Source organism: Streptomyces justiciae (genome assembly GCF_015163075.1).
GTDB classification, from domain to species: Bacteria; Actinomycetota; Actinomycetes; order Streptomycetales; family Streptomycetaceae; genus Streptomyces; species Streptomyces justiciae.
Map to the genome: position 1 here is coordinate 364,338 of NZ_JADDXU010000001.1, position 26,194 is coordinate 390,531.

Annotated in this window: 20 protein-coding genes and 1 pseudogene; 13 read left to right on the plus strand and 8 right to left on the minus strand. The window is 71.7% G+C overall.

Going from position 1 to position 26,194, the window contains the following annotated elements; translation table 11 throughout:
* Window positions 1-148 precede the first annotated feature (148 nt).
* The gene (locus IQ210_RS01660; protein WP_194075982.1) at window positions 149-670 is read right to left on the minus strand and encodes a GNAT family N-acetyltransferase; all 522 of its coding nucleotides are present in this window, start codon (window positions 668-670) and stop codon (window positions 149-151) included.
* Between IQ210_RS01660 and IQ210_RS01665 the strand changes: the two genes are divergently transcribed.
* Entirely contained in the window at window positions 669-1,253 is a 585-nt protein-coding gene (locus IQ210_RS01665; RefSeq protein WP_194075984.1) for a helix-turn-helix domain-containing protein, read from the plus strand. The genes IQ210_RS01660 and IQ210_RS01665 overlap by 2 nt on opposite strands.
* Before the next feature lie 107 nt (window positions 1,254-1,360).
* Window positions 1,361-2,500: an MFS transporter gene (locus IQ210_RS01670; RefSeq protein WP_228046685.1), complete on the plus strand. Its 1,140-nt coding sequence runs from the start codon at window positions 1,361-1,363 to the stop codon at window positions 2,498-2,500.
* Here IQ210_RS01670 and IQ210_RS01675 read toward each other — a convergent pair.
* Entirely contained in the window at window positions 2,497-5,859 is a 3,363-nt protein-coding gene (locus tag IQ210_RS01675; RefSeq protein WP_256781006.1) for a BTAD domain-containing putative transcriptional regulator, read from the minus strand. The two genes, IQ210_RS01670 and IQ210_RS01675, sit on opposite strands and share 4 nt — an antisense overlap.
* Before the next feature lie 174 nt (window positions 5,860-6,033).
* Here IQ210_RS01675 and IQ210_RS01680 point away from each other — a divergent pair, with 174 nt between their 5' ends.
* The 4 genes from IQ210_RS01680 (at window position 6,034) to IQ210_RS01695 (ending at window position 11,503) form a co-directional block, all read left to right on the plus strand.
* On the plus strand, window positions 6,034-6,735 hold the full coding sequence (locus IQ210_RS01680; protein ID WP_256781007.1) for a hemerythrin domain-containing protein: 702 nt from the start codon (window positions 6,034-6,036) through the stop codon (window positions 6,733-6,735).
* Window positions 6,732-7,706, plus strand: coding sequence for a pyridoxamine 5'-phosphate oxidase family protein (locus IQ210_RS01685; RefSeq protein ID WP_194075997.1), 975 nt, complete (start codon window positions 6,732-6,734; stop codon window positions 7,704-7,706). Before IQ210_RS01680 ends, IQ210_RS01685 begins: the two co-directional genes overlap by 4 nt.
* A 55-nt stretch (window positions 7,707-7,761) precedes the next feature.
* Window positions 7,762-10,062, plus strand: coding sequence for an SF1B family DNA helicase RecD2 (recD2, locus tag IQ210_RS01690; RefSeq protein WP_194075999.1), 2,301 nt, complete (start codon window positions 7,762-7,764; stop codon window positions 10,060-10,062).
* A gap of 151 nt (window positions 10,063-10,213) precedes the next feature.
* The gene (locus tag IQ210_RS01695; protein WP_194076009.1) at window positions 10,214-11,503 is read left to right on the plus strand and encodes a citrate synthase; all 1,290 of its coding nucleotides are present in this window, start codon (window positions 10,214-10,216) and stop codon (window positions 11,501-11,503) included.
* A 596-nt stretch (window positions 11,504-12,099) separates the two neighbouring features.
* On the opposite strand, the gene IQ210_RS01700 is transcribed toward IQ210_RS01695, so the two are convergent.
* Complete coding sequence (locus tag IQ210_RS01700; protein ID WP_194076011.1) at window positions 12,100-14,316, minus strand: heavy metal translocating P-type ATPase; 2,217 nt, start codon at window positions 14,314-14,316, stop codon at window positions 12,100-12,102.
* Window positions 14,317-14,340: 24 nt separating this feature from the next.
* A complete protein-coding gene (locus IQ210_RS01705) occupies window positions 14,341-14,574 on the minus strand; it encodes a heavy-metal-associated domain-containing protein (RefSeq protein ID WP_194077035.1) in 234 nt (77 codons plus the stop codon).
* Window positions 14,575-14,725: 151 nt separating this feature from the next.
* Here IQ210_RS01705 and IQ210_RS01710 point away from each other — a divergent pair, with 151 nt between their 5' ends.
* Both IQ210_RS01710 and IQ210_RS01715 read left to right on the plus strand, forming a co-directional pair.
* Entirely contained in the window at window positions 14,726-15,925 is a 1,200-nt protein-coding gene (locus IQ210_RS01710; RefSeq protein WP_194076014.1) for a cation:proton antiporter, read from the plus strand.
* An 81-nt stretch (window positions 15,926-16,006) separates the two neighbouring features.
* Window positions 16,007-17,050, plus strand: coding sequence for a zinc-dependent alcohol dehydrogenase family protein (locus IQ210_RS01715; RefSeq protein WP_194076016.1), 1,044 nt, complete (start codon window positions 16,007-16,009; stop codon window positions 17,048-17,050).
* Window positions 17,051-17,132: 82 nt separating this feature from the next.
* Here IQ210_RS01715 and IQ210_RS01720 read toward each other — a convergent pair.
* From IQ210_RS01720 to IQ210_RS01735, 4 genes and pseudogenes are all read right to left on the minus strand, one after another.
* A pseudogene (locus IQ210_RS01720) lies at window positions 17,133-17,432 on the minus strand (GNAT family N-acetyltransferase); the annotation flags it as partial.
* Window positions 17,433-17,443: 11 nt separating this feature from the next.
* Window positions 17,444-17,644, minus strand: coding sequence for a helix-turn-helix transcriptional regulator (locus IQ210_RS01725; protein ID WP_059191908.1), 201 nt, complete (start codon window positions 17,642-17,644; stop codon window positions 17,444-17,446).
* Window positions 17,645-18,009: 365 nt separating this feature from the next.
* Entirely contained in the window at window positions 18,010-18,945 is a 936-nt protein-coding gene (locus IQ210_RS01730; RefSeq protein ID WP_194076018.1) for a helix-turn-helix domain-containing protein, read from the minus strand.
* Between the two features lie 104 nt (window positions 18,946-19,049).
* Window positions 19,050-19,967 (minus strand): sugar phosphate isomerase/epimerase family protein, encoded by a 918-nt coding sequence (locus tag IQ210_RS01735; protein ID WP_194076020.1) that lies wholly within the window; start codon window positions 19,965-19,967, stop codon window positions 19,050-19,052.
* Window positions 19,968-20,129: 162 nt separating this feature from the next.
* On the opposite strand from IQ210_RS01735, the gene iolC reads away from it, so the two are divergent.
* The 5 genes from iolC to mmsA are packed head-to-tail and all read left to right on the plus strand — an operon-like array spanning window position 20,130 to window position 26,181.
* Window positions 20,130-21,080, plus strand: a complete 951-nt coding sequence (iolC, locus tag IQ210_RS01740) for a 5-dehydro-2-deoxygluconokinase (protein ID WP_194076022.1) — start codon at window positions 20,130-20,132, stop codon at window positions 21,078-21,080.
* Window positions 21,077-21,967, plus strand: coding sequence for a Cgl0159 family (beta/alpha)8-fold protein (locus tag IQ210_RS01745; RefSeq protein ID WP_194076023.1), 891 nt, complete (start codon window positions 21,077-21,079; stop codon window positions 21,965-21,967). The genes iolC and IQ210_RS01745 overlap by 4 nt, the downstream gene beginning before the upstream one ends.
* 7 nt (window positions 21,968-21,974) lie before the next feature.
* Window positions 21,975-22,787 carry a 5-deoxy-glucuronate isomerase gene (gene iolB / locus IQ210_RS01750; RefSeq protein WP_194076032.1) on the plus strand — a complete coding sequence of 271 codons (813 nt, stop codon included), beginning with the start codon at window positions 21,975-21,977 and terminating at the stop codon, window positions 22,785-22,787.
* The gene (iolD, locus tag IQ210_RS01755; protein ID WP_194076044.1) at window positions 22,784-24,664 is read left to right on the plus strand and encodes a 3D-(3,5/4)-trihydroxycyclohexane-1,2-dione acylhydrolase (decyclizing); all 1,881 of its coding nucleotides are present in this window, start codon (window positions 22,784-22,786) and stop codon (window positions 24,662-24,664) included. The genes iolB and iolD overlap by 4 nt, the downstream gene beginning before the upstream one ends.
* A gap of 14 nt (window positions 24,665-24,678) precedes the next feature.
* On the plus strand, window positions 24,679-26,181 hold the full coding sequence (mmsA, locus tag IQ210_RS01760; protein ID WP_194076055.1) for a CoA-acylating methylmalonate-semialdehyde dehydrogenase: 1,503 nt from the start codon (window positions 24,679-24,681) through the stop codon (window positions 26,179-26,181).
* Window positions 26,182-26,194 lie beyond the last annotated feature (13 nt).

A 26,194-nucleotide genomic window follows, 5' to 3' on the forward strand; every position in this document is an offset into this window, starting at 1 on the left:
TCCACCTCCTCGTGGATCGATCGTGTGCAGCCGTGCAACCGGTTCATGGAATCGATTACATCGGCGTGTACGGAGGATTGGAATCGATTACACGGCGATTAATCAAGCCCTCAACCACATCCCGAGACCGGATCGTGATGAAGGATGCTCAGGAGAGCGGCAACCGCATGATCGTCAGGTCCAGCCACCGCCCGAACTTGATCCCGACCTCCCGGACCGTCCCCGCGTGCTCGAACCCGTACCGCTCGTGCAGCCGGATCGACGCGGCGTTCCCGGCCTCGATGCCGGCGACCATCACGTGGTGACCTGCGGCCCGGGCCGAGTCGATGACGGCGGCCAGCAGGGCGGACCCGATGCCCAGACCGTGCCGCCCCTCACGGACGTAGACCGAGTTCTCCACGGTGTGGCGGTAGCCCTCCTTCTCGCGCCACGGTCCGTAGGTCGCGAAGCCCACCACCTCGCCGTCGGCCTCGGCGACGAACGCGGAGCCGCGCTCCAGATGGGCGGCCAGCCAGTCCGCCCCCTCCGCGGCGGACAGCGTCCGGTCCGTCCACAGGGCCGTGGAGTGCTCGATCGCGTGATTGCGGATGTCCCGGACGGCCTCGGCGTCCCCGGGAAGTGCCGGACGTACGGTCACCCCGGTGGCGGCCTTCTCGTATATTGGATTCATGTCCAACATAGTAGATCCGCTGGTCCGCCAGATCGCCGCACGCGTGCGTGCCGAGCGGGAGCGCCGCCGCTGGACCCTGGCCCAGCTCGCCGAGGCCTCCGGCGTCTCCCAGGCGATGATCAGCCGGATCGAACGGGAGGAGAGCAGCCCCACGGCGGTCGTCCTCGGCAAGCTGTCGGCCGCGTTCCAGCTCAGCGTGGCGTCGCTGCTGGCGTCGCCGGAGGGCGAGACCGCGACCGACGAGGAGCGCGTGCGCCGGCAGGCCGACGCGCCCGAATGGCGCGACCCCGAGACGGGTTACCGGCGCCGCCAGATCACCACCCCCCGCTTCCCCACGGACATCGCCGAGATCCGTCTGCCCGCCGGCGCGCGAGTCCCTTACCCGGCGGGGGCGTACGCGTTCATCCGGGGGCTGGTGTGGGTCCTCGACGGGCAACTGACCTTCCACGACGGCGGCCAGGTGCACGAGCTCCACCCCGGCGACACCATCGAGCTCGGCGAACCGGTCCCGCGCATCTTCGCCAACGACACCGACACGGAATGCCGTTACGTCGTCGTCCGGGCCCGGCACCAGCAGCCGTGAGGCGGCCGATACGACTCACCGGGCGCCGCGCATCGACGGCCCCCCGCGGCACCGCCGTCCCGGGGCCCCCGCCCTCGGTACCGGAGCCCGGCCGCCGGGGCCGTACCTTGCTGCTCGCCGTCGTCGCCGGCACCGCGATCGCCAACAACTACGCGATCCAGCCCGCGCTCACCGACATCGCCGCCCAGCTCCACGTCCCGCTGTCGGTCATCGGCCTCGTGCCCACCGCCGCCCTCCTCGGCTGCATGACCGGCTTCGTGCTGCTGCTCCCACTGGCCGACCGCGTGGCGCCCAACCGTCTGCTGGCCGCCCAGCTCACCGCCCTCGCCGCCGCCCTCACCCTGGCCGCGGCCGCCCCCGGCGCGGGCGTCCTGCTCGCCGCCTACCTCCTCGTCGGTGCCACGGCCGGCGTCGCCGCGCAGGCCGGCACCATCGCGGGCCGCCTCGCCCCGCACGGACGCCGCGCGCGTGCCGTGGCCGGCGTCGCCGCCGGGATGTCGGCCGGCATCCTGCTCAGCCGCCTCGTGGGCGGAGCCCTCGCGGACGCCCTCGGCTGGCGGGCCATGCTGCTGGTCTTCGCCACCGCCGTACTGCTGTGCGCGACCGCCGCCGTCAGGCTGCTGCCGGCCGAACGGCCGCCCGCGCGCGGCACGTACCCGGCCGCGCTCCGAGCACTGCCCCGTCTCCTGCGCCAACTCCCCGGCCTGCGCCGGGCGGTGGCCGCGGGAGGCCTGTGGTACCTCGCCTTCAACCTGATCTGGGTCGCCCTCGCCCTGGCCCTCGGCCGCCCGCCGTACTCCCTCGACCCCACCGCCATCGGCCTCTACAGCCTGGCGGGCCTCCTCGGCTTCGTCTCCCTGCCGGTCACCGGCCGCCTCGCCGACCGCCACAGCCCCCGTACGGTGATCACGGCCTCGCTGGCCACCGCCGCGACCGGCACCGCCCTGCTCGCCACCGGCCTCGGCAACCCTCTGGTCACCGCCCTCGGACTGGCCCTCTTCGACGCGGGCGCGTTCGCCGCCCAGGCGGCCAACCAGAGCCGGATCATGGCCCTCGACCCCGCCCGCAGCGGCAGCCTCAGCAGCGTGTACCTGGTGCTGTACTTCACGGTGGGAGCCGTCGGTACGACGATCGCGGCGCCGTTGCTCGAAGCCGTCGGCTGGACCGGCACCGCGCTCACGGCGCTCGCCGCGCTGCCGGCCGCCGCCGGCGTCGTACTCACCGGGGACAAGCGGTCCGCCGCCTAGCCGTCCGATCGCGCTGTCCGCGCCCCCCACGCGCGGGCGACGCGCTCGGCCACGGCGTACGCGTCGGCCGCGTGCCGCTCCTCGCCGAGGAACCGGTACAGGTCCCCGAGGGCATGGGCCAGGGGACGCGTCGCGTAGGCCCCGCCGGCCGTCCCGGCGAACTGCTCCCGCAAGGGCAGCAGATGGCCGATCAGCATGCGGGCGGCGTCCCGGTCGCCCAGCAGGACCGCGAGCTGGCTGCGGTAGTCGAGCTCCACGCCGTAGAGATGATCCGTCACCGGCCGCACCGGGAGCTCCACGGCCCGCGCCTCCGCCGGCCGCCCCAGCCGGGCCAGGACGAGCGCGAGGGCCACCGCGACGGGAGCGCCGACCGCCGCGTGCACCGCACGGACATCGGCCTCGATGTCCGCCTCCCGGCCCTGCGCGAGCCGGATCGTCCACAGGCCCAGCGTGCGCGGCCCCGTGGCGTGGTGCGTCCCGACCCGCTGGAAGAGCCCTTCGGCCTCGGCGTACCGGGCCTCCGCCTCCTCGAACCGGCCGGCGACCGTGGCCAGCATCGCCGAGGTGGCGACGTTGATGCCCTGCGCCCAGCGCATCCGGTAGCGGTGGGCGAGTTCCAGTCCGGCGGCGGTGTGCCGGCGTACCGCGTCCGGGTCGTTGCGGGTCGCGGCCGTCAGACCGTCGAGGTGTTCGCACACCCAGCGGTGGGCGGGCAGGTCATGAGCCCGGGCCAGCTCGCGCAGTTCGGCGACGAGCGGGGTGCGGGCCGTGCCCTGCGCCTCGTGCGGCAGCACCCGCGCGGACGTCATCAACGCCGAGGCCAGCAGCCGGGGTTCGCCGTCGGCGCGGGCCAGCGCCAGCTGGCTGTGTGCCGCGTCGAGGGCCCGTGGCGCGTCCTCGCCCGCCACCGCGTCGGCCAGCACCTGGAGCACGCGCGCGCGGGTCGGGCCGTCCAGCGCGGGGTCACGGGCGAGCCGCTCCAGATGGGCCAGGTCGGTCCGGTCCAGGAACCCCTCCAGGCGGCTGCGCCAGGGGGAGGGTTCGGTCCAGCCGCCGTAGACCGCCGCGGCGAGGTCGTCCCGGCCCGCCCGTACGGCCAGGTCGACCGCCCGCCCCCGGGTGCGCCGGGCGGCGTCCGTGGCACCGGCCCGCACCTGTACGCCGAGCAGCCGCACCAGCAGCGCGACGGTGCCGTCCGGATCGTCCGCGGGATCGGCGGTCGCCCCGGTGTGCGCCTCCAGTGCCTGCTCGATCAGTCCTACGGCCACGTCGTGGGCGTACCGCCGCTCGGCCCGCTCGGCGGCCTGCAGCGCGTAGTCGACGGCCAGGGGGGCGTTCGCCGTACGGCCGGAACGGGCGAAGTGGTGGGCCAGCGCGGCCAGATCGTCGGGTCGGTGGCGGCGCAGTTCGACGGCGATCCGGTCGTGCAGGCGGGCCCGCCGGGTGCCGGACAGGTCCGTGTACACGGTGTCGCGGACCAGCGCGTGCACGAACCGCACCCGCCCCGGCCGCGGCTCGGTCAGCAGATCCGCGGCGACGGCCGCGTCGAGTCCCGCCAGCACGGTCCCCTCGTCCGCCTCGGCCGCATCCGCGAGCAGCGCGACGTCCGACTCCAGCCCCGCCACCGCCGCGAGCCGTACGGCCGCGAGCGCTTCGGCGGGCAGCAGGGCGAGCCGCCTGCGCAGCACGTCCCGTACTCCTTGCGGCACTTCGGACACGGCGACCAGGGCGCCCTCGTCGGCCAGCAGACGCGCGCTCTCCCACACGTAGAACGGGTTGCCGCCGGTGCGCTCGGCGAGCGCCGTCACCGTAGCCGCGTCCACGGGCCCGCCGCGGACCGCGGTGACCACGGTGGCGATGTCCCGCCGGGACAGGCCGCCGAGGGTGATCCGGTGCGGGAACCGGGGCGCGAGGTGGGCCAGGCTCTTGGCCAGGTGCCCGTTCACCTCGGCCGGCCGGTAGCAGGCGACGGTGAGCAGCGGCACCCCGGTGATCGCGGCGGCCGCTTCGAGCAGGGCGAGGGTCTGTCCGTCGGCGCGGTGCAGGTCCTCGAGGACGACGGCGACCGGCCGCCCGCCCGCCGCCTCCCGCAACCAGCCGACGAAGGCCCGATGCAGCCGGAAGCGACCCGCGGTGGCCTCGTCGCGGGTGGTGGGGGTGGCGGCGGTGGAGGACGGGACCGGGGTGTCGCCGGCGGGCGTGGTGCCCTCCGAGTCCGTGCTCGCCATGCCGTCGGACTCGCGCAGCAGGGCCGCCAGTTCCTCCGGCCGCGCGGGGGGCGCCGTCCGCGCGAGTGCGCCGAGTGCCTCGGTCCAGGCCCAGGCCGGTGGGGCACCCTCGTCCTCCGGGCAGCGGCCGACGACCACCGTCCAACCGCTGCCGCGCAAGCGGTCGGTGAGCCGCGCGAGCAGGGCGGACTTGCCTGCCCCCGCCGCTCCGGTGACCAGCACCAGACCTCCGGCGTGCCGGGCCGCCTGCGCGGCACTGTCCAGGGCCCGCAGCTCCTCGTCCCGGCCGACGAAGAGGTCGTGACCGCCGCGGGGTGCGACAGGCTGGGACGGGGGAGCTATGGCCACCGTCCGCAGCGATGCCGGTACCGCCGCCCGCAGGACCTCCAGTCGTTGGGCGAGGATGGCGTGTTCCAGGTCGGTCAGGGCCGGTGAGGGGTCGCAGCCGAGTTCGTCGCGCAGGACCGCGCGCGCCCGGCGCAGCGCGGCGAGCGCGTCGGCGCGCCGGCCGCCCGCCCAGTGGGCGAGCGCCAGCAGCCGCCAGCCCTCCTCGCGCAGCGGCCGGTCGCGGACCATGGCCTCGGCGTCGAGGGTGGCCTCGGCGGTGTGCCCGGTGCGCAGACCGGCGGTGACGGCGAGTTCGTGGGCCTCCGCGCACAGCGCGTTCAGGCGGGCCGCTTCGGGCACCGCCCAGGTCTCGTCCGCGTGCTCCAGGAACGGTGGCCCCTGCCACCAGCTCAGGGCCTCGGTCAGCAACTCCCGGGCCTGCGCCGCGGGCGCGCGACGGGCGCGGCTCACCCAGGACTCGAAGCGCCAGGCGTCCACGGTGTCCTCGGGCAGCCGCACGGCGTATCCGGGAGCGGCGGAGACCAGCACGGACGCGGGTGTACGGGGCGGCCGCCCGGGTTCGAGCACACGGCGCAGGTTCGACACGTACGACTGGAGGGACACGGTCGCCTTGGCCGGAGGCGTCCCGCGCCACAGCTCGTCCACCATGCGGTCGACGGACGTCACCCTGCCGCGGGCGGCGACGAGGAGAGCGAGGACGGCCCGCTGCCGCGGAGGCCCCAACTCCACCGGCGCACCCGCGACATCGGCACCCAGGGGACCCAGGACTCTGATGGACAGCACGCCGCCGAAATGTAGCCGAGCCCGCTGCCCGCACCGTCAACAGGTGCTAAACGCGCTGGTCGGGCGGGACATCGGCAGCGGCGTCGAGGGGGCTCCAAGCGGACTCCATGCCACCGCCAAGCGGGCGCCGCGAGCGTGGCCACCGTCTGTATCCGAACGTCGAAGGACACCCGCGTGACCCCCAACCCCACACCGTCCGGCCTGCCCGCCGACGGCCGCCCCCACACCCACGAGATGGTCGTGGTGCACCGCGTCTTCCGCCGGGAGTCCGCGCTGCTGCCGCGCCTGGTCCGTGCCGTGCCGGACGGGGCGTCGGCCCGGGCCGGTGAGGTCGCGGCGTATCTGGACGACTACGTGATGGGGCTGCACCATCACCACACGCTGGAGGACGAGCTGATCTGGCCCCTGCTGCGGGCGCGGGCCGCCGCGCAGGACGATCTGGTGGCCCGGATGGAGGACCAGCACGGCCACATAGACCGGACCCTGGCGGCGGTCGGGGAGTGGGCACCCCAGTGGCGGCGCTCGGCCGACAGCGTCGCCGGGCAGGAGCTCGCCCTGGCGCTGGAGGAACACCGTCTCGCTCTCCTCGACCACCTGGACGACGAGGAGAAGCTGGTCCTACCGCTTGTCGCCGAGCATCTGACGGTCGCCGAGTGGGACGAGGTGGGCCGCCGTGGCCTGGAGACCCTCCCGAAGAACAAGGTCATGCTGGCCCTCGGCGCGATCCTGGAGGACGCCACGGAGGACGAGCGGGCCTACTTCCTGGGCCGGGCACCGCTGCTGGGACGGCTGCTGTGGCGGTGGGTGGGGCGGCGCCAGTACGCCGCGTTCTGCCACGCCATGCGGGGCCCGCTGGCCGGGGGGACGGGACGGTGACCGTACTCGACTCCGCCCCGTCGGCCGTCCTGGACGCCTACCGCACCTGCGAGTTCGTCACCCTGGGCCGGGACGGGACACCGCTCGCCTGGCCGACGGCGGTGCGGCGCCGTGCGGACGGGACGCTGGTGCTGACGACGTCCCTGGCCTTCGCGCAGAAGGCGCTGAACATCCGCCGGGACGGCCGCGTCGCGCTGCTCTTCTCCGACCCCACCGGCAGCGGTCTCACCGACGCCCCGCACCTCTTCGTCGGCGGCAGCGCCGAGTGCCCCGACGACATCAGGACGGGCCCGCAGGGCCTCGAGGACTACTGGCGGACGCTCTTCGAGCGGCAGCCCCACAGCCGGTCGTATCTCTCGCGCCCGATGCGGCGGCTGATGGACTGGTACTACCTGCGGCTCGTCATCACCGTCACCCCGGAACAGCTGATCGTGCGGTCCGCCGGGGCGCCCCCCTTCCTGAAGGTGTCCGCCGGGCCGGACGGCTCGCCCTTGCCCGGCGCGGAGCAGCTCGCCCGCCATCCCACGGCGGTCCTCGCCGCACGCGACGCCTCCGGGGCGCCCGCACTGGCCCGCACCAGGACCGCGCCCACGGTGGGCGGCTTCGCGGTGAGTCCGCCGGACGACCACGCGATGGTGCCCGGCCCCGCCTCGCTGCTGGTGCACCGGCACGACGAGAAGCTCAACCGGATGCGGAACGCGCTGGTCCGCGGCGAGTTGAGGCAGACCGACGACGGTTGGCTGCTCGTGCCCGCGAAGGTGCTGGAGCCGATGGGCTCGGGACGGCCGAGCGACGCGATACGGGTCCTGCGCCGCACCCAGCAGGCGACCGACCGCTATCTGCACCGCCGTGGTCTGACCCGGCCCCCGGTGGAGTGGGACCGGTTCCGCGCGCTCGCCGAGTCCGCCCGCCGGCACGGCACCCTCGACGAGGAAAGGCTGCGCACCACATTGCGCTCCCCGCACCACTGACCCCCACCTGTGGACAACCCCTGCCGCTGTCACACCCCACCGGTACCGTCGGATCATGGCTCAACAGGCGGGGAACGCGACGGGCGAGCGGCGACTCGCCGTCCTCGAGGGCGTGCTGGAGCGCATCACGTACGCCAACGAGGAGAACGGCTACACCGTCGCGCGCGTGGACACCGGCCGGGGCGGCGGCGACCTGCTCACGGTCGTCGGCGCGCTGCTCGGCGCCCAGGTCGGCGAGTCCCTGCGCATGGAGGGGCGTTGGGGCTCCCACCCGCAGTACGGCAAGCAGTTCACCGTGGAGAACTACACGACGGTGCTGCCCGCCACCGTCCAGGGCATCCGCCGTTACCTCGGCTCGGGCCTGGTCAAGGGCATCGGCCCGGTCTTCGCCGACCGCATCACCCAGCACTTCGGCCTGGACACCCTCCAGATCATCGAGGAGGAGCCCAAGCGGCTCATCGAGGTCCCCGGCCTCGGCCCGAAGCGCACCAAGAAGATCGCCGACGCCTGGGAGGAGCAGAAGGCGATCAAGGAGGTCATGCTCTTCCTCCAGACCGTCGAGGTGTCGACGTCGATCGCGGTCCGGATCTACAAGAAGTACGGCGACGCCTCCATCTCCGTCGTCAAGAACCAGCCCTACCGCCTCGCCGCCGACGTCTGGGGCATCGGCTTCCTCACCGCCGACAAGATCGCCCAGTCCGTCGGCATCCCGCACGACAGCCCGGAGCGCGTGAAGGCCGGCCTCCAGTACGCCCTCTCGCAGGCCACCGACCAGGGCAACTGCTACCTGCCCGAGGAGCGGCTGATCGCCGACGCGGTGAAGCTGCTCCAGGTCGACACCGGCCTGGTCATCGAGTGCCTCGCCGAACTGGCCGTACCGGCGGAGGAAGGCGAGGACCCGGGCGTCGTACGGGAGAAGGTCCCCGGGGAGCACGGCGAACCCGTCACCGCCGTCTATCTGGTCCCCTTCCACCGCGCCGAACTCTCCCTCGCCGCCCAGCTGCTGCGCCTCCTGCGCACCGACGAGGACCGGATGCCGGGCTTTAGGGACGTGGCCTGGGACAAGGCGCTGACCTGGCTCAAGGGCCGTACGGGAGCCGAGCTGGCGCCCGAGCAGGAGGCCGCCGTCAAGCTGGCGCTCACCGAGAAGGTCGCCGTCCTGACCGGCGGACCCGGCTGCGGCAAGTCCTTCACGGTCCGCTCGATCGTGGAGCTGGCCCGCGCCAAGAAGGCCAGGGTGGTGCTGGCCGCCCCCACCGGCCGCGCCGCCAAGCGCCTCGCCGAGCTCACCGGCGCCGAGGCCTCCACCGTCCACCGCCTCCTGGAGCTGAAGCCGGGCGGTGACGCGGCCTACGACAAGGACCGCCCGCTGGACGCCGACCTGGTCGTCGTGGACGAGGCGTCCATGCTGGACCTGCTGCTCGCCAACAAGCTGGTGAAGGCGGTGCCGCCGGGGGCGCATCTGCTGTTCGTGGGGGACGTGGACCAGCTGCCGTCCGTCGGCGCGGGCGAGGTGCTCCGGGACCTGCTCGCCGACGGCAGCCCGATCCCCGCCGTGCGCCTCACGCGCGTGTTCCGCCAGGCGCAGCAGTCCGGCGTGGTGACCAACGCGCACCGGATCAACGCCGGGCAGCATCCCGTCACCGACGGCATGAAGGACTTCTTCCTCTTCGTCGAGGACGACACGGAGGAGGCCGGGCGGCTCACGGTGGACGTGGCGGCCCGTCGGATTCCGGCCAAGTTCGGCCTCGACCCGCGCCGGGACGTCCAGGTGCTCGCGCCCATGCACCGCGGGCCCGCCGGCGCCGGCAACCTCAACGGCCTGTTGCAGCAGGCCATCACGCCCGGCCGGCCCGACGTGCCCGAGAAGCGGTTCGGCGGCCGGGTCTTCCGGGTCGGCGACAAGGTCACCCAGATTCGCAACAATTACGAGAAGGGCAAGAACGGTGTCTTCAACGGCACCGTGGGCGTGGTCACCTCGCTCGACCCGGTCGACCAGCGCCTGACGGTGCTGACCGACGAGGACGAGGAGGTGCCGTACGAGTTCGACGAACTGGACGAGCTGGCCCACGCGTACGCGGTGACCATTCACCGCTCCCAGGGCAGTGAATATCCGGCCGTGGTGATCCCGGTCACCACCGGCGCCTGGATGATGCTCCAGCGGAACCTGCTCTACACGGCGGTCACCCGGGCCAAGAAGCTGGTCGTCCTGGTCGGTTCGCGCAAGGCGATAGGCCAGGCGGTGCGCACGGTGTCGGCGGGGCGGCGCTGCACGGCGCTGGACTTCAGGCTCTCACCAAAAAATGATCGATCAAATGAGTCACCTAGGTCACAGAGCCCTTCCGGAACCGGGTAGAGGAGGGGCAGGATGGGCAAGTTGGCGGCACTGAGTGCCGCCAATAGGCCCAATGGTCGACCCCCAGTGCACTCTCCTGCGCCGAATGGGGGATGGTAGAGACAGTCAGGGCAACCTCGAAGATGAGGCACAACGTCGGGTGAGGGAAGACGTGAGCGACAACTCTGTAGTACTGCGGTACGGCGACGGCGAGTACACCTACCCGGTGATCGACAGCACCGTCGGCGACAAGGGCTTCGACATCGGCAAGCTCCGCGCCCAGACCGGTCTGGTGACGCTGGACAGCGGCTACGGCAACACGGCCGCGTACAAATCGGCGATCACCTACCTCGACGGCGAGGCGGGCATCCTCCGCTACCGCGGCTACCCGATCGAGCAGCTGGCCGAGCGCTCCACCTTCCTGGAGGTGGCGTACCTGCTGATCAACGGCGAGCTGCCGACGGTCGACGAGCTCACCGTGTTCAAGAACGACATCACGCAGCACACCCTGCTGCACGAGGACGTCAAGAACTTCTACCGCGGCTTCCCGCGCGACGCGCACCCGATGGCCATGCTGTCGTCGGTCGTCTCGGCGCTGTCCACCTTCTACCAGGACAGCCACAACCCGTTCGACGAGAAGCAGCGCAACCTCTCGACGGTCCGTCTGCTCGCCAAGCTTCCGACGATCGCCGCGTACGCCTACAAGAAGTCGGTCGGCCACCCGTTCGTCTACCCGCGCAACGACCTCGGCTACGTCGAGAACTTCCTGCGCATGACCTTCTCGGTGCCGGCGCAGGACTACGAGCTGGACCCGGTCGTCGTCTCCGCGCTGGACAAGCTGCTCATCCTGCACGCCGACCACGAGCAGAACTGTTCGACGTCGACGGTCCGCCTGGTCGGCTCGTCGCAGGCGAACATGTTCGCGTCGATCTCGGCCGGCATCTCCGCCCTCTGGGGCCCGCTGCACGGCGGCGCCAACCAGTCCGTCCTGGAGATGCTGGAAGGCATCCAGGCGACCGGCGGTGACGTCGACTCCTTCATCCGCAAGGTGAAGAACAAGGAGGACGGCGTCCGGCTGATGGGCTTCGGCCACCGGGTCTACAAGAACTTCGACCCGCGCGCGAAGATCATCAAGGCGGCGGCGCACGACGTCCTGTCGGCCCTCGGCAAGTCCGACGAGCTGCTGGACATCGCGCTGAAGCTGGAGGAGCACGCGCTCTCCGACGACTACTTCGTCTCGCGCAGCCTCTACCCGAACGTCGACTTCTACACGGGCCTCATCTACCGCGCGATGGGCTTCCCGACCGAGATGTTCACGGTCCTCTTCGCCCTCGGCCGCCTCCCGGGCTGGATCGCCCAGTGGCACGAGATGATCAAGGAGCCCGGCTCCCGCATCGGCCGCCCGCGCCAGATCTACACGGGCGTGGTCGAGCGCGACTTCGTCCCGGTCGAGGAGCGCTGACCGTTGCGCTGAGCCGCGCAGGCCACACAGGGCCCCGCATGCCGATGCCGGCTGCGGGGCCTCGTCGTATGCCGGGAAGTGAACGGTGAATAGAAGAAGGCGCCCTGGCGGCGGTCCCCCCACGGGCCGACGTCCAGGGCGCCTTCCCATGTCCCGGTGCGGATTCCCCCCACGGGATCCGGCCGGGCGTCTGTGAGAAAACAGCGCCTGAATCGCTGTGTTGAGCAGAACGAGCAAAACTCGTCGTACTCCTACTTGTGTGTACTGCTGTGTGCGATCTGCCGGGACAGCGCACGGTCGGGAGGGCCGCTCAAAGCTTCCCGACGTACGTGCCCCGGCAACGCATCTCTGAGGAAGTCCCCCAAGACATCCCCAGATGCCAGGATGCGCCCCCCAAGACGCGGCCTGACATCGTCAACTTAGACCTTCGAACCCCTTCGATGGTTACGTTCACATCACTGTGATCTGCGTCTCTTGCATTTGTCCGTTTGATACGCAAGGGGCCGAAACGTCGATCGGGACCCAAGCGTAAGGATGATGCGCGAGCCTTGTGAAGAGCTTATGTGAGCCTCGCGCCGGACTCCAGAGGGTCCCGCCTAACGGAATGACCGCAATCGCAGGCTGTTCGTCACGACGAAGACCGAGGAGAACGCCATGGCGGCGCCCGCGATCATCGGGTTCAGCAGTCCCGCGGCGGCCAGCGGCAGCGCGGCCACGTTGTAGCCGAAGGCCCACACCAGGTTCCCCTTGATCGTGGCCAGCGTCCGCCGCGACAGCCGGATCGCGTCCGCGGCCACCCGCAGATCCCCGCGCACCAGCGTCAGATCGCCCGCCTCGATCGCCGCGTCCGTCCCGGTCCCCATCGCGAGTCCCAGGTCGGCCGTCGCGAGTGCGGCGGCGTCGTTGACCCCGTCCCCGACCATGGCGACGACCCGCCCCTCGCCCTGCAACCGCCGTACGGCGTCGACCTTGTCCTCGGGCAGCACCTCGGCCACGACCCGCGTGATCCCGACCCGCTCGGCCACCGCCTCCGCGACCGTCCGGTTGTCCCCGGTCAGCAGCACCGGCGTGAGCCCCAGCGCCCGCAGCTCCCGCACCGCCTCGGCGCTGGTCTCCTTCACCGCGTCCGCGACGGCCACGACACCGCGTGCCACCCCGTCCCAGCCGACCACGACGGCCGTACGACCGCCCCTCTCGGCCTCCCCCTTGGCCCGGGCCAACTCCTCCGGCAGCGCATCGAAGAGGCGCCCCACGGCCACGTCATGGCCCTCCACGCGCCCGCGCACACCCCGCCCGGGGACGTTCACGAACCCCTCGGCCGCCGGCAGCGGCCCCACCCGCTCCTCCGCACCGGCGGCGACCGCCCGGGCGACGGGATGCTCGGAGGCGTGCTCCACGGCGCCCGCGAGTCGCAGTACCTGCTTCTCGTCGGCGCCCTGGACGACGTACACCTCCTGGAGGGTCATCCGGCCGGTGGTCACCGTTCCCGTCTTGTCGAGGACGACGGTGTCGACGCGGCGCGTGTTCTCCAGCACCTCGGGGCCCTTGATGAGGATGCCGAGCTGGGCGCCACGGCCCGTGCCGACCATCAGGGCGGTCGGGGTCGCCAGGCCCAGCGCGCAGGGGCAGGCGATGATCAGGACGGCGACGGCCGCGGTGAAGGCGGCGGCCAGGTCGCCGGTCGCGCCGAGCCAGCCGCCGAAGGTGGCGACGGCGATCGCGATGACCACCGGCACGAAGACGGCCGAGATCCGGTCGGCGAGCCGCTGCACCTCGGCTTTGCCGTTCTGCGCCTCCTCGACCAGCTTCGCCATCCGCGCGAGCTGCGTGTCCGCGCCCACGCGCGTGGCCTCGACGACGAGCCGCCCGCCGGCGTTCACGGTCGCGCCCGCGACCGCGTCCCCCACCGTCACGTCCACCGGCACCGACTCGCCGGTCAGCATGGCCGCGTCCACGGCGGAGACGCCCTCGACGACGGTGCCGTCGGTGGCGATCTTCTCCCCGGGACGTACGACGAAACAGTCCCCGACCGTGAGCCGGGACACCGGGACACGGACCTCACGGCCGTCCCGCAGGACCGCCACGTCCTTCGCGCCCAGTTCCATCAGGGCCCGCAGCGCGGCTCCCGCCCGCCGCTTGGAGCGGGCCTCGAGATAGCGGCCGAGCAGGATGAACGTGGTGACGCCCGCGGCCACTTCGAGGTAGATGGTGGAGGCGCTGTCCATGCGCGAGACGGTGAGCGTGAACTCGTCCTTCATGCCTGCCATGCCCGCGTCCCCGAAGAACAGCGCCCACAGCGACCAGCCGTACGCCGCGAGCGTGCCCAGCGAGACGAGGGTGTCCATGGTGGCCGCGCCGTGCCGGAGATTGGTCCAGGCGGCGCGGTGGAAGGGCAGCCCGCCCCAGACGACGACGGGGGAGGCGAGGGTGAGGGCCAGCCACTGCCAGTTGTCGAACTGGAGGGCCGGGATCATCGACAGCAGGACGACGGGCACGGCGAGGAGCGCGGAGACGACGAGCCGCTGCCGCAGGGTCGCGAGCTCGGGGTCCTCCTCGGCCACGGGTTCCTCGACCCGTACCGGTTCCTCGGCCGTGTACCCCGTCCTCACCACCGTCGCGATGAGATCCGCGACCTCGACGCCGTCGGCGTAGGTGACCTTCGCCTTCTCCGTCGCGTAGTTGACGGTGGCGGTCACGCCGTCCATCCGGTTGAGCTTCTTCTCCACGCGGGCGGCGCAGGAGGCGCAGGTCATGCCGCCGATGAGGAGCTCGACCTCGGCGGGCGGAGCTATCGGGGCGGTGGTGCCGGACATGTTCCGTACTCCGGTCGGTGCTGGTTACGCCTTGCCGACGAGCTCGAAGCCGGCCTCGTCGACGGCCGCGCGCACGGCTTCCTCGTCGAGCTCGGCGGTGGAGACGACGGTGACCTCGCCGGTGGAGGCGACGGCCTTCACGGAGCTGACGCCGGGGAGCTCGGAGATCTCGCCGGAGACCGAGCCCTCGCAGTGGCCGCAGCTCATGCCGCTCACCTTGTAGACGGTGGTGACCTGGGTGTCGCTCTGGGCGGTCATCTCGTTCTCCTCTTCGAGGCGTGTGGGTTCTACGGGACCCGCGGTGGCGTCCACGCATTCCACACTATACCCCTAGGGGGTATTTCTCCAAGAGGGGTCGCGGCGGTCCGGCGACCGGGGAATTACCGGGACTTTATGGTAGATACCGATCATGTCGCAGGCCGGGACGCTCATCCTGATCATGTCCATCGCGGTGCTGGCACCCCTGCTGGCCTACGGGATCAGCCGCTGGCTGCCGGTGCCGCTCGTCATCTTCGAGATCCTGCTGGGCATCCTGTCCGGCCCGGACGTGCTGGGCTGGGCGGGCGACGGGCAGGTCATCGACACGCTGTCCGACCTCGGGCTGGCGATGCTGATCTTCCTCGCCGGGTACGAGATCGAGTTCGACCGGGTCCGCGGCGCCACCCTGAAGCGCTCGCTGTGGGCGTGGCTGACCGCACTAGTCGTCGGCCTGGCGCTCGCCTCCGCCCTCACCGGTCTGTCCAAGGGCGTCTACATCGGTACGGCCCTCACCAGCACCGCCCTCGGCACGGTCCTGCCGGTGCTGCGGGACGCGGGGGACCTGCACACGCGGTTCGGTTCGGTGATGACGACGTTCGGCGCGGTCGGCGAGTTCGGGCCGATCATCGCCATCGCGCTGCTGCTGAGCGGGCGTTCGCCGGGTCGCTCGACGGCGGTCCTCGCGGCGTTCGCGCTGCTGACGGCCGCCGCGGTGTGGTGGGCGATGCGTCCGCGCCCGCCGTGGTTCCCGCGGGTGATCGCCAGGACCCTGCACAGCAGCGGCCAGTTCGCCGTACGCCTGGTCGTGCTGCTCCTCGCCGTGATGCTCGGCATCTCCCAGGCCCTCGGCCTCGACACCCTGCTCGGCGCGTTCGCCGCCGGCATGCTCACCCGGCTGCTGCTGCACGGGGCGGCACCGGAGAGCGCGGGGCCGGTCCTGGAGAAGGTCGAGGCGATGGGGTTCGGCTTCCTGGTGCCGGTGTTCTACGTCGTCACCGGCATCGAGTTCGACCTGGACGCGCTGCTGTCCGGCGGCAGGGCGCTGCTGCTCCTGCCGGTCTTCCTGCTGCTGTTCCTGGCGGTCCGCGGCCTGCCGGTGTACGCGCTGGCCCCGCCGGATCTCGTACGACGCGATCGGCGCGCCCTGACCCTCTTCGCGTCCACCGCGCTGCCGCTGGTCGTTGCCATCACCACGATCGGCGTCGACGACGGGGTCCTGAAGACGGAGGAGGCGGCGGCGCTGGTCGGTGCAGCGATGCTGTCGGTGCTGCTGTTCCCGCTGGCGGGGCTGAGGCTGCGCGGGGAGCGGAGGGTGGTGGAGGAGCCGCTCGGGGGGTCGGAGTCGTGGTGAGAGCGGGCCACCGGCCACCTGCGGCGGCGTGCTGCCGGGTCAGGATGTACCCGGCAGACATGCACGTCGATGGGAGCGCACATGCGGGCAGTGGTGTTCGAGCGGTACGGCGAGCCGGCCGAGGTGCGGGAGGTGCCCGACCCGGAACCGGCCCCGCACGGGGTCGTCGTCCGCGTGGCGGCCACCGGCCTGTGCCGCAGCGACTGGCACGGCTGGCAGGGCCACGACCCTGACATCACGCTCCCGCACGTGCCCGGCCATGAACTCGCCGGAGTCGTCGAGGCGGTCGGCGACCGGGTCACCGGCTGGCGCCCCGGCGACCGTGTCACCGTCCCCTTCGTGTGCGCCTGCGGAAGCTGCGCCGCCTGCGCGGCCGGCGACCACCAGATCTGCGAGCGGCAGACCCAGCCCGGCTTCACCCACTGGGGTTCCTTCGCGCAGTACGTGGCGCTGGACCATGCCGACGTGAACCTGGTGGCGGTCCCGGAGGACCTCTCCTTCGCCACCGCCGCCTCCCTAGGCTGCCGGTTCGCCACGGCGTTCCGGGCGGTGGTGCAGCAGGGGCGGGTCGCGGCGGGGGAGTGGGTCGCGGTGCACGGCTGCGGCGGGGTGGGTCTGTCGGCGGTGATGATCGCGGCGGCTTCCGGAGCGCGGGTGGTGGCGGTGGACGTGTCGCCCCAAGCGCTGGAGCTGGCACGGAAGTTCGGGGCGGTGGCGGCCGTGGACGCGTCGGCGGTCGGTGACACGGCCGCGGCGGTACGTGAACTGACCGGTGGCGGCGCCCACTTGTCGCTGGACGCGCTGGGCTCCCCGGTCACCTGCGCGGCCTCCGTCAACTCCCTGCGCCGCCGTGGCCGGCACCTCCAGGTCGGCCTGCTGCCCTCGGCGGACGGCACGACCCCCGTCCCGATGGCCCGCGTGATCGCCCTGGAGCTGGAGATCCTGGGCAGCCACGGCATGGCGGCGCACACCTATCCCGGGATGCTGGAACTGGTACGGGCGGGCGTGCTCCGGCCGGACCTGCTGGTGACGTCCACGATCGACCTGACCGCGACCCCGGCCGCCCTGGCGTCGATGGCCACGACACCCGGCGCCGGGGTGACGGTCATCGAGCCGTGGAGCTGAGAGAGCGGCGGCCGATCAAGGAGCCGTGACGTTGAGGGCGGCCCACTCCGGCCCGGGTGTTGTGCCCGTAGACCTCCAACTAGACGCGATGCAGCCCGAGTTCCTCGAAGCCGTACCCGACGACGAGGCGCGTCGCCTCGGTGCCGAGGCCGCGGTCACGGCCCCGGGGTCCGAGGAGCGTGCGGAACGTACAGCAGCGCGCCCGCGCGTCCCACTCGTACAGCACGACCTCGCCGACGAGTTCGCCGGTGGCACGGTCGGTGACGGCGAGATCGAGACGGTCGGGCTGGGCGGACCGGGAGCCGTACCAGGAGCGCAGGTGCTCCAGGGTGAACTCGGCGTCCGGCCCGCCGGTGAAGCGGACGACCTCGGGGTCGGCAAGCGTGTTTCCGCTCAGTCCTCTCGTCTGCCGCGGTTGCCCGGCCGGGCGGCGACCCACGCCCGTACGGTGTCCGCGTACCAGAAGGGCTTGCCGCCCTCCACATGGTCGGGTGGCGGCAGGAGCCCGTGCTTGCGGTACGACCGCACGGTGTCCGGCTGCACCTTGATGTGCGCGGCGATCTCCTTGTACGACCAGAGCCTTCGGTCGGTCATGAGGTGCACCTCCCTGCGCGCGCCGCGGCGGCGGCCGGGAACGGCCGTCGGGGGTACCGGGCGCTGCGCTGGCGTCACAAAGCCTGTGCCCCGTGAACGACGGAGAGTGAGCGCAGGTCAGGCGCTGTGCACCGGGTGTGACGCAAGACCCGCGTATCCGCGACATGCGTGACACACAAGGGGCGTTCGTGACACGAGTGCAGCAAAGGCGCACGCGGGCGCGTGGGCGCGGCGCGTTGACAGGGCGACGCAAGAGCGTCCACACAGGTGGAGCCGGACCCGCTGCGCCGGGCCCGGCTCCACCAGCTCCCCCGCCTCCCCGGTGGCCACTAGGGCGCACAACGGCCGGGAGCCACAGACTGCATTCAGCCAACCCCGGGGGTCTTGGAAAAATCCGCACTCCCCCTCGATCCGGGCGCCGCGAGCACCAGACTCGTCGCCTCGCCGCTGATCCGGTCGCCCGCGGCCGGACCGTGTGCCCCGCGCCGGGCGAGCGTGAACTCCCGCGGCGTGCACCCGGTCATCGCCTTGAACTCCCCGCTGAGATGGGCCTGGTCGTAGAACCCGCACATCGCCGCGGTCTCCGCCTGCCCCCGCCCCGCGGCCAGCAGCCGCCGCGCCCGCTGCAACCGCAGCACCCGCGCCGCCGCCTTCGGCCCGAGGCCGATCTGCTCCCGGAACCGGCTCTCCAACTGCCGCACACTCCAGCCGACATCCTCGGCGAGCCGCGGCACGGGGATCGCCCCACCCGTCCGCACCAACTCCGCCCACGCCCGCACCACCCGAGCCGACGGAGCCGTACCGCCCCGCGACCACCGCACCAACACATCGTCCAGCAGCCCGAACCGGGCCCCCCAGGACGGCAAAGCACCGAGTGCGGCGGCGAGTTCATCGACCCGCCCGGGCAGCACATGCGGCAACTCGTCAGGATCGACGGTCCGGTTGGCGAGCTCGTACTGCGGCGTCCCGAACAACGAGAAGGCGGCCCAGGGAGCGAGCAACACCTCGATCCCCGAGAGCCGCCCGTTGTGCTCACCGATGGCAGGGGTGGTGGTCGGACCGCAGTAGACCGACACCAGCGTGTCCGGCGCCCGCCCCGCCCGACTGATGCGCACCGACTCCCCGAACCCCAACAGCAGCGTGGCCGCCCCGATGGGCGCCTCCAGCCGCCGCCGGGGCCGATCAAGCGCCAGCCGAACCCCGCGATACGAGATGACACCAGGCCGAAGGCGGGCATGAGGCAGCGAGAGCGCAACTTCCCAGGACCCCAACGGCCCATGTCCAGAACGGACACTTGTCATCGCCCCATGCTGCAACACCCCCAGGGGCGCGGGGAACTGCGCGACAAGCCACGAACAACCCGCACCCACCACCTCACAGCCCCCGGCACCCCATTAGGCGCCCCTCAAGCCCCGCAGCTCCTCAAAAACGCCCGAGTCCGCTGAGCAATAGGCAACGGCTTGTCCGGGTCACACGGATACATGTCCTGTTCCACGATCGCGAACAGATCCACATCCAGAGCCTGCGCAGCCTCCAGCACCGGCCCCAACGCCGGCACCCCGGACGGCGGTTCACACATCACACCCTGCGCCACCGCAGGCCCGAACGGCGTCCCCTTGGCCCGCACGTCGGCGAGGATCTCGGGATCGACCTGCTTGAGATGCAGGTACCCGATCCGAGAGCCGTACGTCTCGATGAGCTTCACGCTGTCCCCGCCGCAGTACGCGTAGTGCCCCGTGTCGAGACACAGCGACACCAGCGACGAGTCCGTCCCGTCCAGGAACCGCACGACGTTCGACTCGGAGTCGATGTGCGTGTCGGCATGCGGGTGGACGACGATCTGGAGCCCGTACTCCTCCCGCACCCGCCGCCCCAGCCGCTCGGTCAGCGACGTGAGGTTCCGCCACTGCTCCGGCGTCAGCGTGTCCGACTCCAGCACCTCACCGGTCTTGTCGTCCCGCCAGAAGGACGGGATGACGACGAGGTGCTTCGCGCCCATGGCCTGCGCCAGCACCGCGTTGTCGGCGACATGCGCCCAGGTCTTCTCCCAGACGGACTCCCCGTGGTGCAGCCCGGTGAAGACCGTGCCGGCCGACACCTTCAGCCCGCGCCGGCCCACCTCCTCGGTGAGCACCGCGGGATCGGTCGGCAGATACCCGTAAGGGCCAAGCTCGATCCACTCGTAACCGGAATCCGCGACCTCGTCGAGGAAGCGCTGCCAGGGGACCTGCTGGGGGTCGTCGGGGAACCACACACCCCAGGAGTCGGGAGCCGACCCGATCCGGATGCGGGACAGTGAGGAAGAGGGTGACAACGACGTCATGCCGGTCAGCTTCCGCGTGAGCGGTAAGCGCTGTCAAGGGCTGGTCCGAATGTCTGGACAAAACATTGACAGGGCTCCTCGTCGGGGGCTACAAAGCCGTGGAGAGCCGATTGCGAAGTCCGGGGCGAGACGTGAGGGTCCGACCGGCATGAAGGGAACTCGATGGCGTACGACCTGATCACCATGGGGCGGATCGGAGTGGACCTCTATCCGCTGCAGACGGGCGTCCCGCTGCCGCAGGTGTCGTCCTTCGGCAAGTTCCTCGGCGGCTCGGCGGCGAACGTCGCGGTCGCCGCGGCCCGCCTGGGACGGCGGAGCGCGGTGATCACCCGGACCGGCGCCGACCCCTTCGGCACCTACCTCCACGAGGCCCTGAAGGGCTTCGGCGTGGACGACCGCTGGGTCACCCCGGTCGCGGGCCTGCCGACCCCGGTCACGTTCTGCGAGATCTTCCCGCCGGACGACTTCCCGCTGTACTTCTACCGGCAGCCCAAGGCCCCCGACCTGGAGATCGACGCCCACGAGCTCGACCTCGACGCCATCCGTGAGGCCCGTATCTTCTGGGTCACCGGCACCGGCCTGAGCGAGGAGCCCAGCCGTACGGCGACCCTCGCGGCCCTCGCCCACCGCGCCAAGGCGGGCATCACCGTCTTCGACCTGGACTGGCGCCCGATGTTCTGGAGCGACCCGGACGCGGCCCGCCCGTTCTACGCCGAGGCCCTCAAGCACACCACCGTCGCGGTCGGGAACCTCGACGAGGTCGAGGTCGCGACGGGCGTCCGCGAGCCCCGTGCGGCCGCCGAGGCGCTCCTCGACGCGGGTGTCGAGCTCGCCGTCGTCAAGCAGGGCCCCAAGGGCGTCCTCGCGGTCGACCGGAACGGCAACTCCGCCGAGGTCCCGCCGCTCCCGGTGGACGTTCTCAACGGACTCGGCGCCGGAGACGCCTTCGGCGGCTCCCTGTGCCACGGCCTCCTCGACGGCTGGGACCTGGAGAAGATCATGCGGCACGCCAACGCGGCCGGCGCGATCGTCGCCTCCCGCCTGGAGTGCAGCTCGGCGATGCCCACACCGCAAGAGATCGAGACCGCGATCGCGGCGGGAGCTGTCAAGTGAGCGTCGACATCGCCGAACTCGTCCGCCTGCGCACCCGCCACCCCGAGGCGATCGCCGAGGCCGCCGCCCGCCGCACCCGCAGGCCGCTCCTCGGCGACACCGACCGTCTCATGATCGTCGCCGCCGACCACCCCGCCCGGGGCGCACTCGGCGTCGGCGGCAACCCGAAGGCCATGGCCAACCGAGCCGACCTGCTGGAACGCCTCTGCCTCGCGCTCTCCCGCCCCGGCGTCGACGGCGTCCTCGCGACGGCCGACATCCTCGACGACCTGCTGCTGCTCGGCGCCCTCGACGGCAAGGTCGTCATGGGCTCGATGAACCGCGGCGGCCTCCAGGGCGCCAGCTTCGAACTCGACGACCGCTTCACCGGCCACCGCGCCGAGGACATCGAGCGGCTCGGCTTCGACGCGGGCAAACTGCTCCTCCGTATCGACTACGACGACCCGGGCTCCCTCACCACCATGGAGTCCACCGCCCGCGCCATCGACGACATGGCCGCGCGCCGACTCCCGGTCTTCGTCGAGCCGTTCATCAGCAGCCGCACGGCCGAGGGCAAGGTACGGAACGACCTCTCCGCCGAGGCCGTCACCCGGTCCATCGCCATCGCCTCGGGCCTGGGCGGCAGTTCGGCCTACACCTGGCTGAAGGTGCCGGTCACCGAGAACCCGGACGACATGGCCGAGGTCATGGCCACCTCCACGCTGCCCGCCGTCCTGCTGGGCGGCGAGGTCGGTGGCTCCATGGAAGAGCAAGCCGGGGCGTACGAGAAGTGGCGGGGCGCACTCCAACTGCCCACCGTGCGCGGACTCGTGGTCGGCCGTTCGCTGCTCTACCCGGCGGACGGGGACGTCGCCGCCGCCGTGGACACCGCCGTAGGACTCCTGTGAGGGCCGCATGAGTAACGATCTCCACATCCCCAAGGGTTCCTCCACCAACTCCCTGTACACAGTGGACATCGATCCGAAGCGGGCCGGCTGGACGTACTGCGCTCTGCGGATCGTCGCGCTGGAACCGGGTGGCACGCACACCTTCACCACCGGTGACAGTGAGTGGATCGTGCTTCCGCTGAAAGGCGGATGTACCGTACAAACGGAAGAAAAGGAGTTCCAACTCCTGGGCAGGGAAAGCGTGTTCGCGTCGGTATCCGACTTCGCGTACGTGCCCCGCGACGCCCAGGCTTCGATCGCCTCCGGCGCGGGAGGCCGCTTCGCCCTGGCAGGAGCGAAGTGCGAGCGACGACTCCCCGCCCGCTACGGCCCCGCGCCGGAGGTCCCCACCGAGGAACGCGGCAGCGGCAACCGGCTGCGCCACGTCCGCAACTTCGCCTCAGCCGACGCCTTCGACTGCGACAAGCTGATCGCCGTCGAGGTCATCACCCCCGGCGGCAACTGGTCCTCGTACCCGCCCCACAAGCACGACGAGCACCGGCCGGGCGTGGAAGCGGAGTTGGAGGAGATCTACTACTTCGAGATCGACGGCCCGAACGGTTTCGGCTATCAGCGCGTATCCCCTTCCCGTGAGGGCGGATCGGACGTCCTCGCGGAGGTCCGCTCCGGTGACGCCGTCCTCGTCCCCGACGGATGGCACGGCCCGTCGATCGCCCAGCCCGACCACGACATGTACTACCTGAACGTCATGGCGGGCCCGGGTGAGACGCGGGAGTGGCGGATCTGCTTCCACCCGGACCACACGGAGGGGTACCGATGACGACCACCCGGCTCACGGTCGCGCAGGCCCTTGTACGTTTCCTCGCCGCCCAGTACACCGAACGCGACGGCACCCGGCAGCGGTTGATCTCCGCGACCTGGGGCATCTTCGGCCACGGCAACGTGGCCGGCCTCGGCCAGGCGCTCGTCGAGTACGCCGACGACATGCCGTACCACCAGGGCCGCAACGAGCAGTCGATGGTGCACGCGGCGGTCGGCTACGCCCGCCAGTCCAACCGCCTGTCCACGCACGCCGTCACCACCTCCATCGGCCCCGGCGCGACCAACCTGGTGACGGGCGCGGCCCTCGCGACCATCAACCACCTCCCGGTCCTGCTCCTCCCCGGCGACATCTTCGCCACCCGCCCCGCCGACCCGGTCCTCCAGCAGCTGGAGGTCCCGTACGCGGGCGACCTCAGCGTCAACGACTGTCTGCGCCCGGTGTCGAGGTACTTCGACCGCGTCACCCGCCCCGAGGCCCTCATCCCGGCCGCCCTCCAGGCGATGCGGGTCCTCACCGACCCGGTGGAGACGGGCGCGGTCACCCTCGCCCTCCCGCAGGACGTCCAGGCCGAGGCGTACGACTGGCCCGAGGAGTTCTTCGCCGAGCGCACCTGGGTCGTACGACGTCCGGGCGCCGATCCGACCGAACTCGCCGAAGCCATCGCGGCGATCAGGTCGGCCCGCAGGCCGCTGGTCGTCGCGGGCGGCGGAGTCCACCACAGCCGCGCCGAGGAGGCCCTCGCCGAGTTCGCCGAGGCGACCGGCGTCCCCGTCGCCTCCACCCACGCCGGCAAGGGCTCGCTGCGCCACGACCACCCCCAGGACGTCGGCGGCGTCGGCCACACCGGTACCGCCACCGCCAACGAACTCGCCCGCCAGGCCGACCTGGTGATCGGTGTCGGCACCCGTTACACCGACTTCACCACCGCCTCCGGGACGCTCTTCGAGACGCCCGGCGTCCGCTTCCTCAACCTCAACATCGCGCCCTTCGACGGCCACAAGCTCGCCGGACAGCCGCTGGTCGCGGACGCCCGCAGCGGCCTCGCCGAGCTCACCGAGGCCCTGGGCATGCACGGCCACCGGGTCGCCGACTCGTACGTCGCCGAGTACACCGAGGACAAGCAGCGCTGGGAGCACCGCGTCGACGCCTGCTACGAGGCCGACGAGATAGACGTACGCCCCACCCAGCCCCAGGTCCTCGGCGCCCTGGACGCCCTGGTGGACGAGAGCGACATCATCATCAACGCGGCCGGCTCCCTCCCCGGCGACCTGCACAAACTGTGGCGGGCGCGCTCCCGGGACCAGTACCACCTGGAGTACGGCTACTCCTGCATGGGCTACGAGATCCCGGCCGCGATCGGCGTGAAGATGGCCGCCCCCGAGCGCAATGTCTGGGCGCTCGTCGGCGACGGGACCTACCTCATGATGCCGACCGAGATCGTGACCGCCGTCCAGGAGGGCGTCGCGATCAAGATGCTGCTGATCCAGAACCACGGGTACGCCTCGATCGGCGGCCTGTCGGAGTCGGTGGGCGGCGAGCGGTTCGGCACCGCGTACCGGTACCAGTCGGACGACGGTACCTACACCGGGGCGCCGCTCCCGGTGGACCTGGCCGCCAACGCGGCCAGCCTGGGCATGCGCGTTCTGCGCGCGAAGACCGTGGGTGACCTGCGCGAGGCTCTCGCCCAGGCACGCGCGGCGGACACTCCCACATGTGTCTACGTCGAGACCGAAACGGCAGACACAGTGTCGGGCGCGCCTCCGGCGCAAGCCTGGTGGGATGTACCTGTGGCCGAGACGGCGACCCGACCGTCCGCGGTGAAGGCACGTGAGCTGTACGACCGGCACGTCTCTACCCGACGCCGCCATCTGTGAAGGAGCAACTGGGCATGACGAAGATCGTCAACCACTGGATCGGCGGCAAGACCGTCGAAGGCGCGTCGGGGAACTACGGGCCGGTCACCGACCCTGCGACCGGCGCGGTCACCACGAAGGTCGCGTTCGCGTCGGTCGACGAGGTCGACTCCGCGGTCGCCGCCGCCAAGGACGCGTTCCAGACCTGGGGCACCTCGTCGCTGGCCAAGCGGACCACCATCCTGTTCAAGTTCCGGGCGCTGCTCGAAGCCAACCGGGACGCGATCGCCGAGCTGATCACCGCCGAGCACGGCAAGGTGCACAGCGACGCGCTGGGCGAGGTCGCGCGCGGTCTGGAGATCGTCGACCTGGCGTGCGGCATCACCGTGCAGCTGAAGGGCGAGCTGTCGACCGAGGTCGCCAGCCGCGTGGACGTCGCCTCGATCCGCCAGCCGCTGGGTGTCGTCGCCGGCATCACGCCGTTCAACTTCCCGGCGATGGTCCCGATGTGGATGTTCCCGATCGCCATCGCGACCGGCAACACCTTCGTGCTGAAGCCGTCCGAGAAGGACCCGTCGGCGTCGATCAAGATCGCCGAGCTGCTGGCCGAGGCCGGTCTGCCCGACGGCGTCTTCAACGTCGTCCACGGCGACAAGGTGGCCGTCGACCGCCTCCTGGAGCACCCGGACGTCAAGGCCGTCTCCTTCGTCGGCTCGACCCCGATCGCCCGCTACATCCACACCACCGCCTCCGCGAACGGCAAGCGCGTCCAGGCCCTGGGCGGCGCCAAGAACCACATGCTGGTCCTCCCGGACGCCGACCTCGACGCGGCTGCCGACGCGGCCGTGAGCGCCGCCTACGGCTCCGCGGGCGAGCGCTGCATGGCGATCTCCGCGGTCGTGGCGGTCGGCTCGATCGGCGACGAGCTGGTGGACAAGATCCGCGAGCGCGCCGAGAAGATCAAGATCGGCCCCGGCAACGACCCGACCTCGGAGATGGGCCCGCTCATCACCAAGGTCCACCGCGACAAGGTGGCGTCCTACGTCACCGGCGCCGCGGCCGAGGGCTGCGAGGTCGTCCTGGACGGCTCCGGCTACACGGTCGAGGGCTACGAGGACGGCCACTGGATCGGCATCTCGCTCCTCGACAAGGTGCCGACCACCGCGAAGGCCTACCAGGACGAGATCTTCGGCCCCGTCCTGACCGTCCTGCGCGTCGACACGTACGACGAGGGCATCGCGCTCATCAACGCCTCGCCGTTCGGCAACGGCACCGCGATCTTCACCCGGGACGGCGGCGCCGCCCGCCGCTTCCAGCTGGAGGTCGAGGCCGGCATGGTCGGCGTGAACGTCCCGATCCCGGTCCCCGTCGGCTACCACAGCTTCGGTGGCTGGAAGGACTCGCTCTTCGGCGACCACCACATCTACGGCAACGACGGCACCCACTTCTACACCCGCGGCAAGGTCGTCACGACCCGCTGGCCGGACCCGGCCGACGCACCCGCGGGCGTCGACCTGGGCTTCCCGCGCAACCACTGAGTGGCTCCTGAGC

What these genes read in the sequence shown, in the direction of transcription:
- IQ210_RS01705 (WP_194077035.1), bottom strand. Translation starts at nt 14,574, where the DNA reads ATGACCGCCCAGAGCGACACCCAGGTCACCACCGTCTACAAGGTGAGC.
- recD2 (WP_194075999.1), top strand. Translation starts at nt 7,762, where the DNA reads ATGGCTCAACAGGCGGGGAACGCGACGGGCGAGCGGCGACTCGCCGTC.
- IQ210_RS01730 (WP_194076018.1), bottom strand. Translation starts at nt 18,945, where the DNA reads ATGACAAGTGTCCGTTCTGGACATGGGCCGTTGGGGTCCTGGGAAGTT.
- IQ210_RS01725 (WP_059191908.1), bottom strand. Translation starts at nt 17,644, where the DNA reads ATGACCGACCGAAGGCTCTGGTCGTACAAGGAGATCGCCGCGCACATC.
- IQ210_RS01715 (WP_194076016.1), top strand. Translation starts at nt 16,007, where the DNA reads ATGCGGGCAGTGGTGTTCGAGCGGTACGGCGAGCCGGCCGAGGTGCGG.
- IQ210_RS01710 (WP_194076014.1), top strand. Translation starts at nt 14,726, where the DNA reads ATGTCGCAGGCCGGGACGCTCATCCTGATCATGTCCATCGCGGTGCTG.
- iolD (WP_194076044.1), top strand. Translation starts at nt 22,784, where the DNA reads ATGACGACCACCCGGCTCACGGTCGCGCAGGCCCTTGTACGTTTCCTC.
- IQ210_RS01700 (WP_194076011.1), bottom strand. Translation starts at nt 14,316, where the DNA reads ATGTCCGGCACCACCGCCCCGATAGCTCCGCCCGCCGAGGTCGAGCTC.
- IQ210_RS01735 (WP_194076020.1), bottom strand. Translation starts at nt 19,967, where the DNA reads ATGACGTCGTTGTCACCCTCTTCCTCACTGTCCCGCATCCGGATCGGG.
- iolC (WP_194076022.1), top strand. Translation starts at nt 20,130, where the DNA reads ATGGCGTACGACCTGATCACCATGGGGCGGATCGGAGTGGACCTCTAT.
- mmsA (WP_194076055.1), top strand. Translation starts at nt 24,679, where the DNA reads ATGACGAAGATCGTCAACCACTGGATCGGCGGCAAGACCGTCGAAGGC.
- iolB (WP_194076032.1), top strand. Translation starts at nt 21,975, where the DNA reads ATGAGTAACGATCTCCACATCCCCAAGGGTTCCTCCACCAACTCCCTG.
- IQ210_RS01660 (WP_194075982.1), bottom strand. Translation starts at nt 670, where the DNA reads ATGAATCCAATATACGAGAAGGCCGCCACCGGGGTGACCGTACGTCCG.
- IQ210_RS01665 (WP_194075984.1), top strand. Translation starts at nt 669, where the DNA reads ATGTCCAACATAGTAGATCCGCTGGTCCGCCAGATCGCCGCACGCGTG.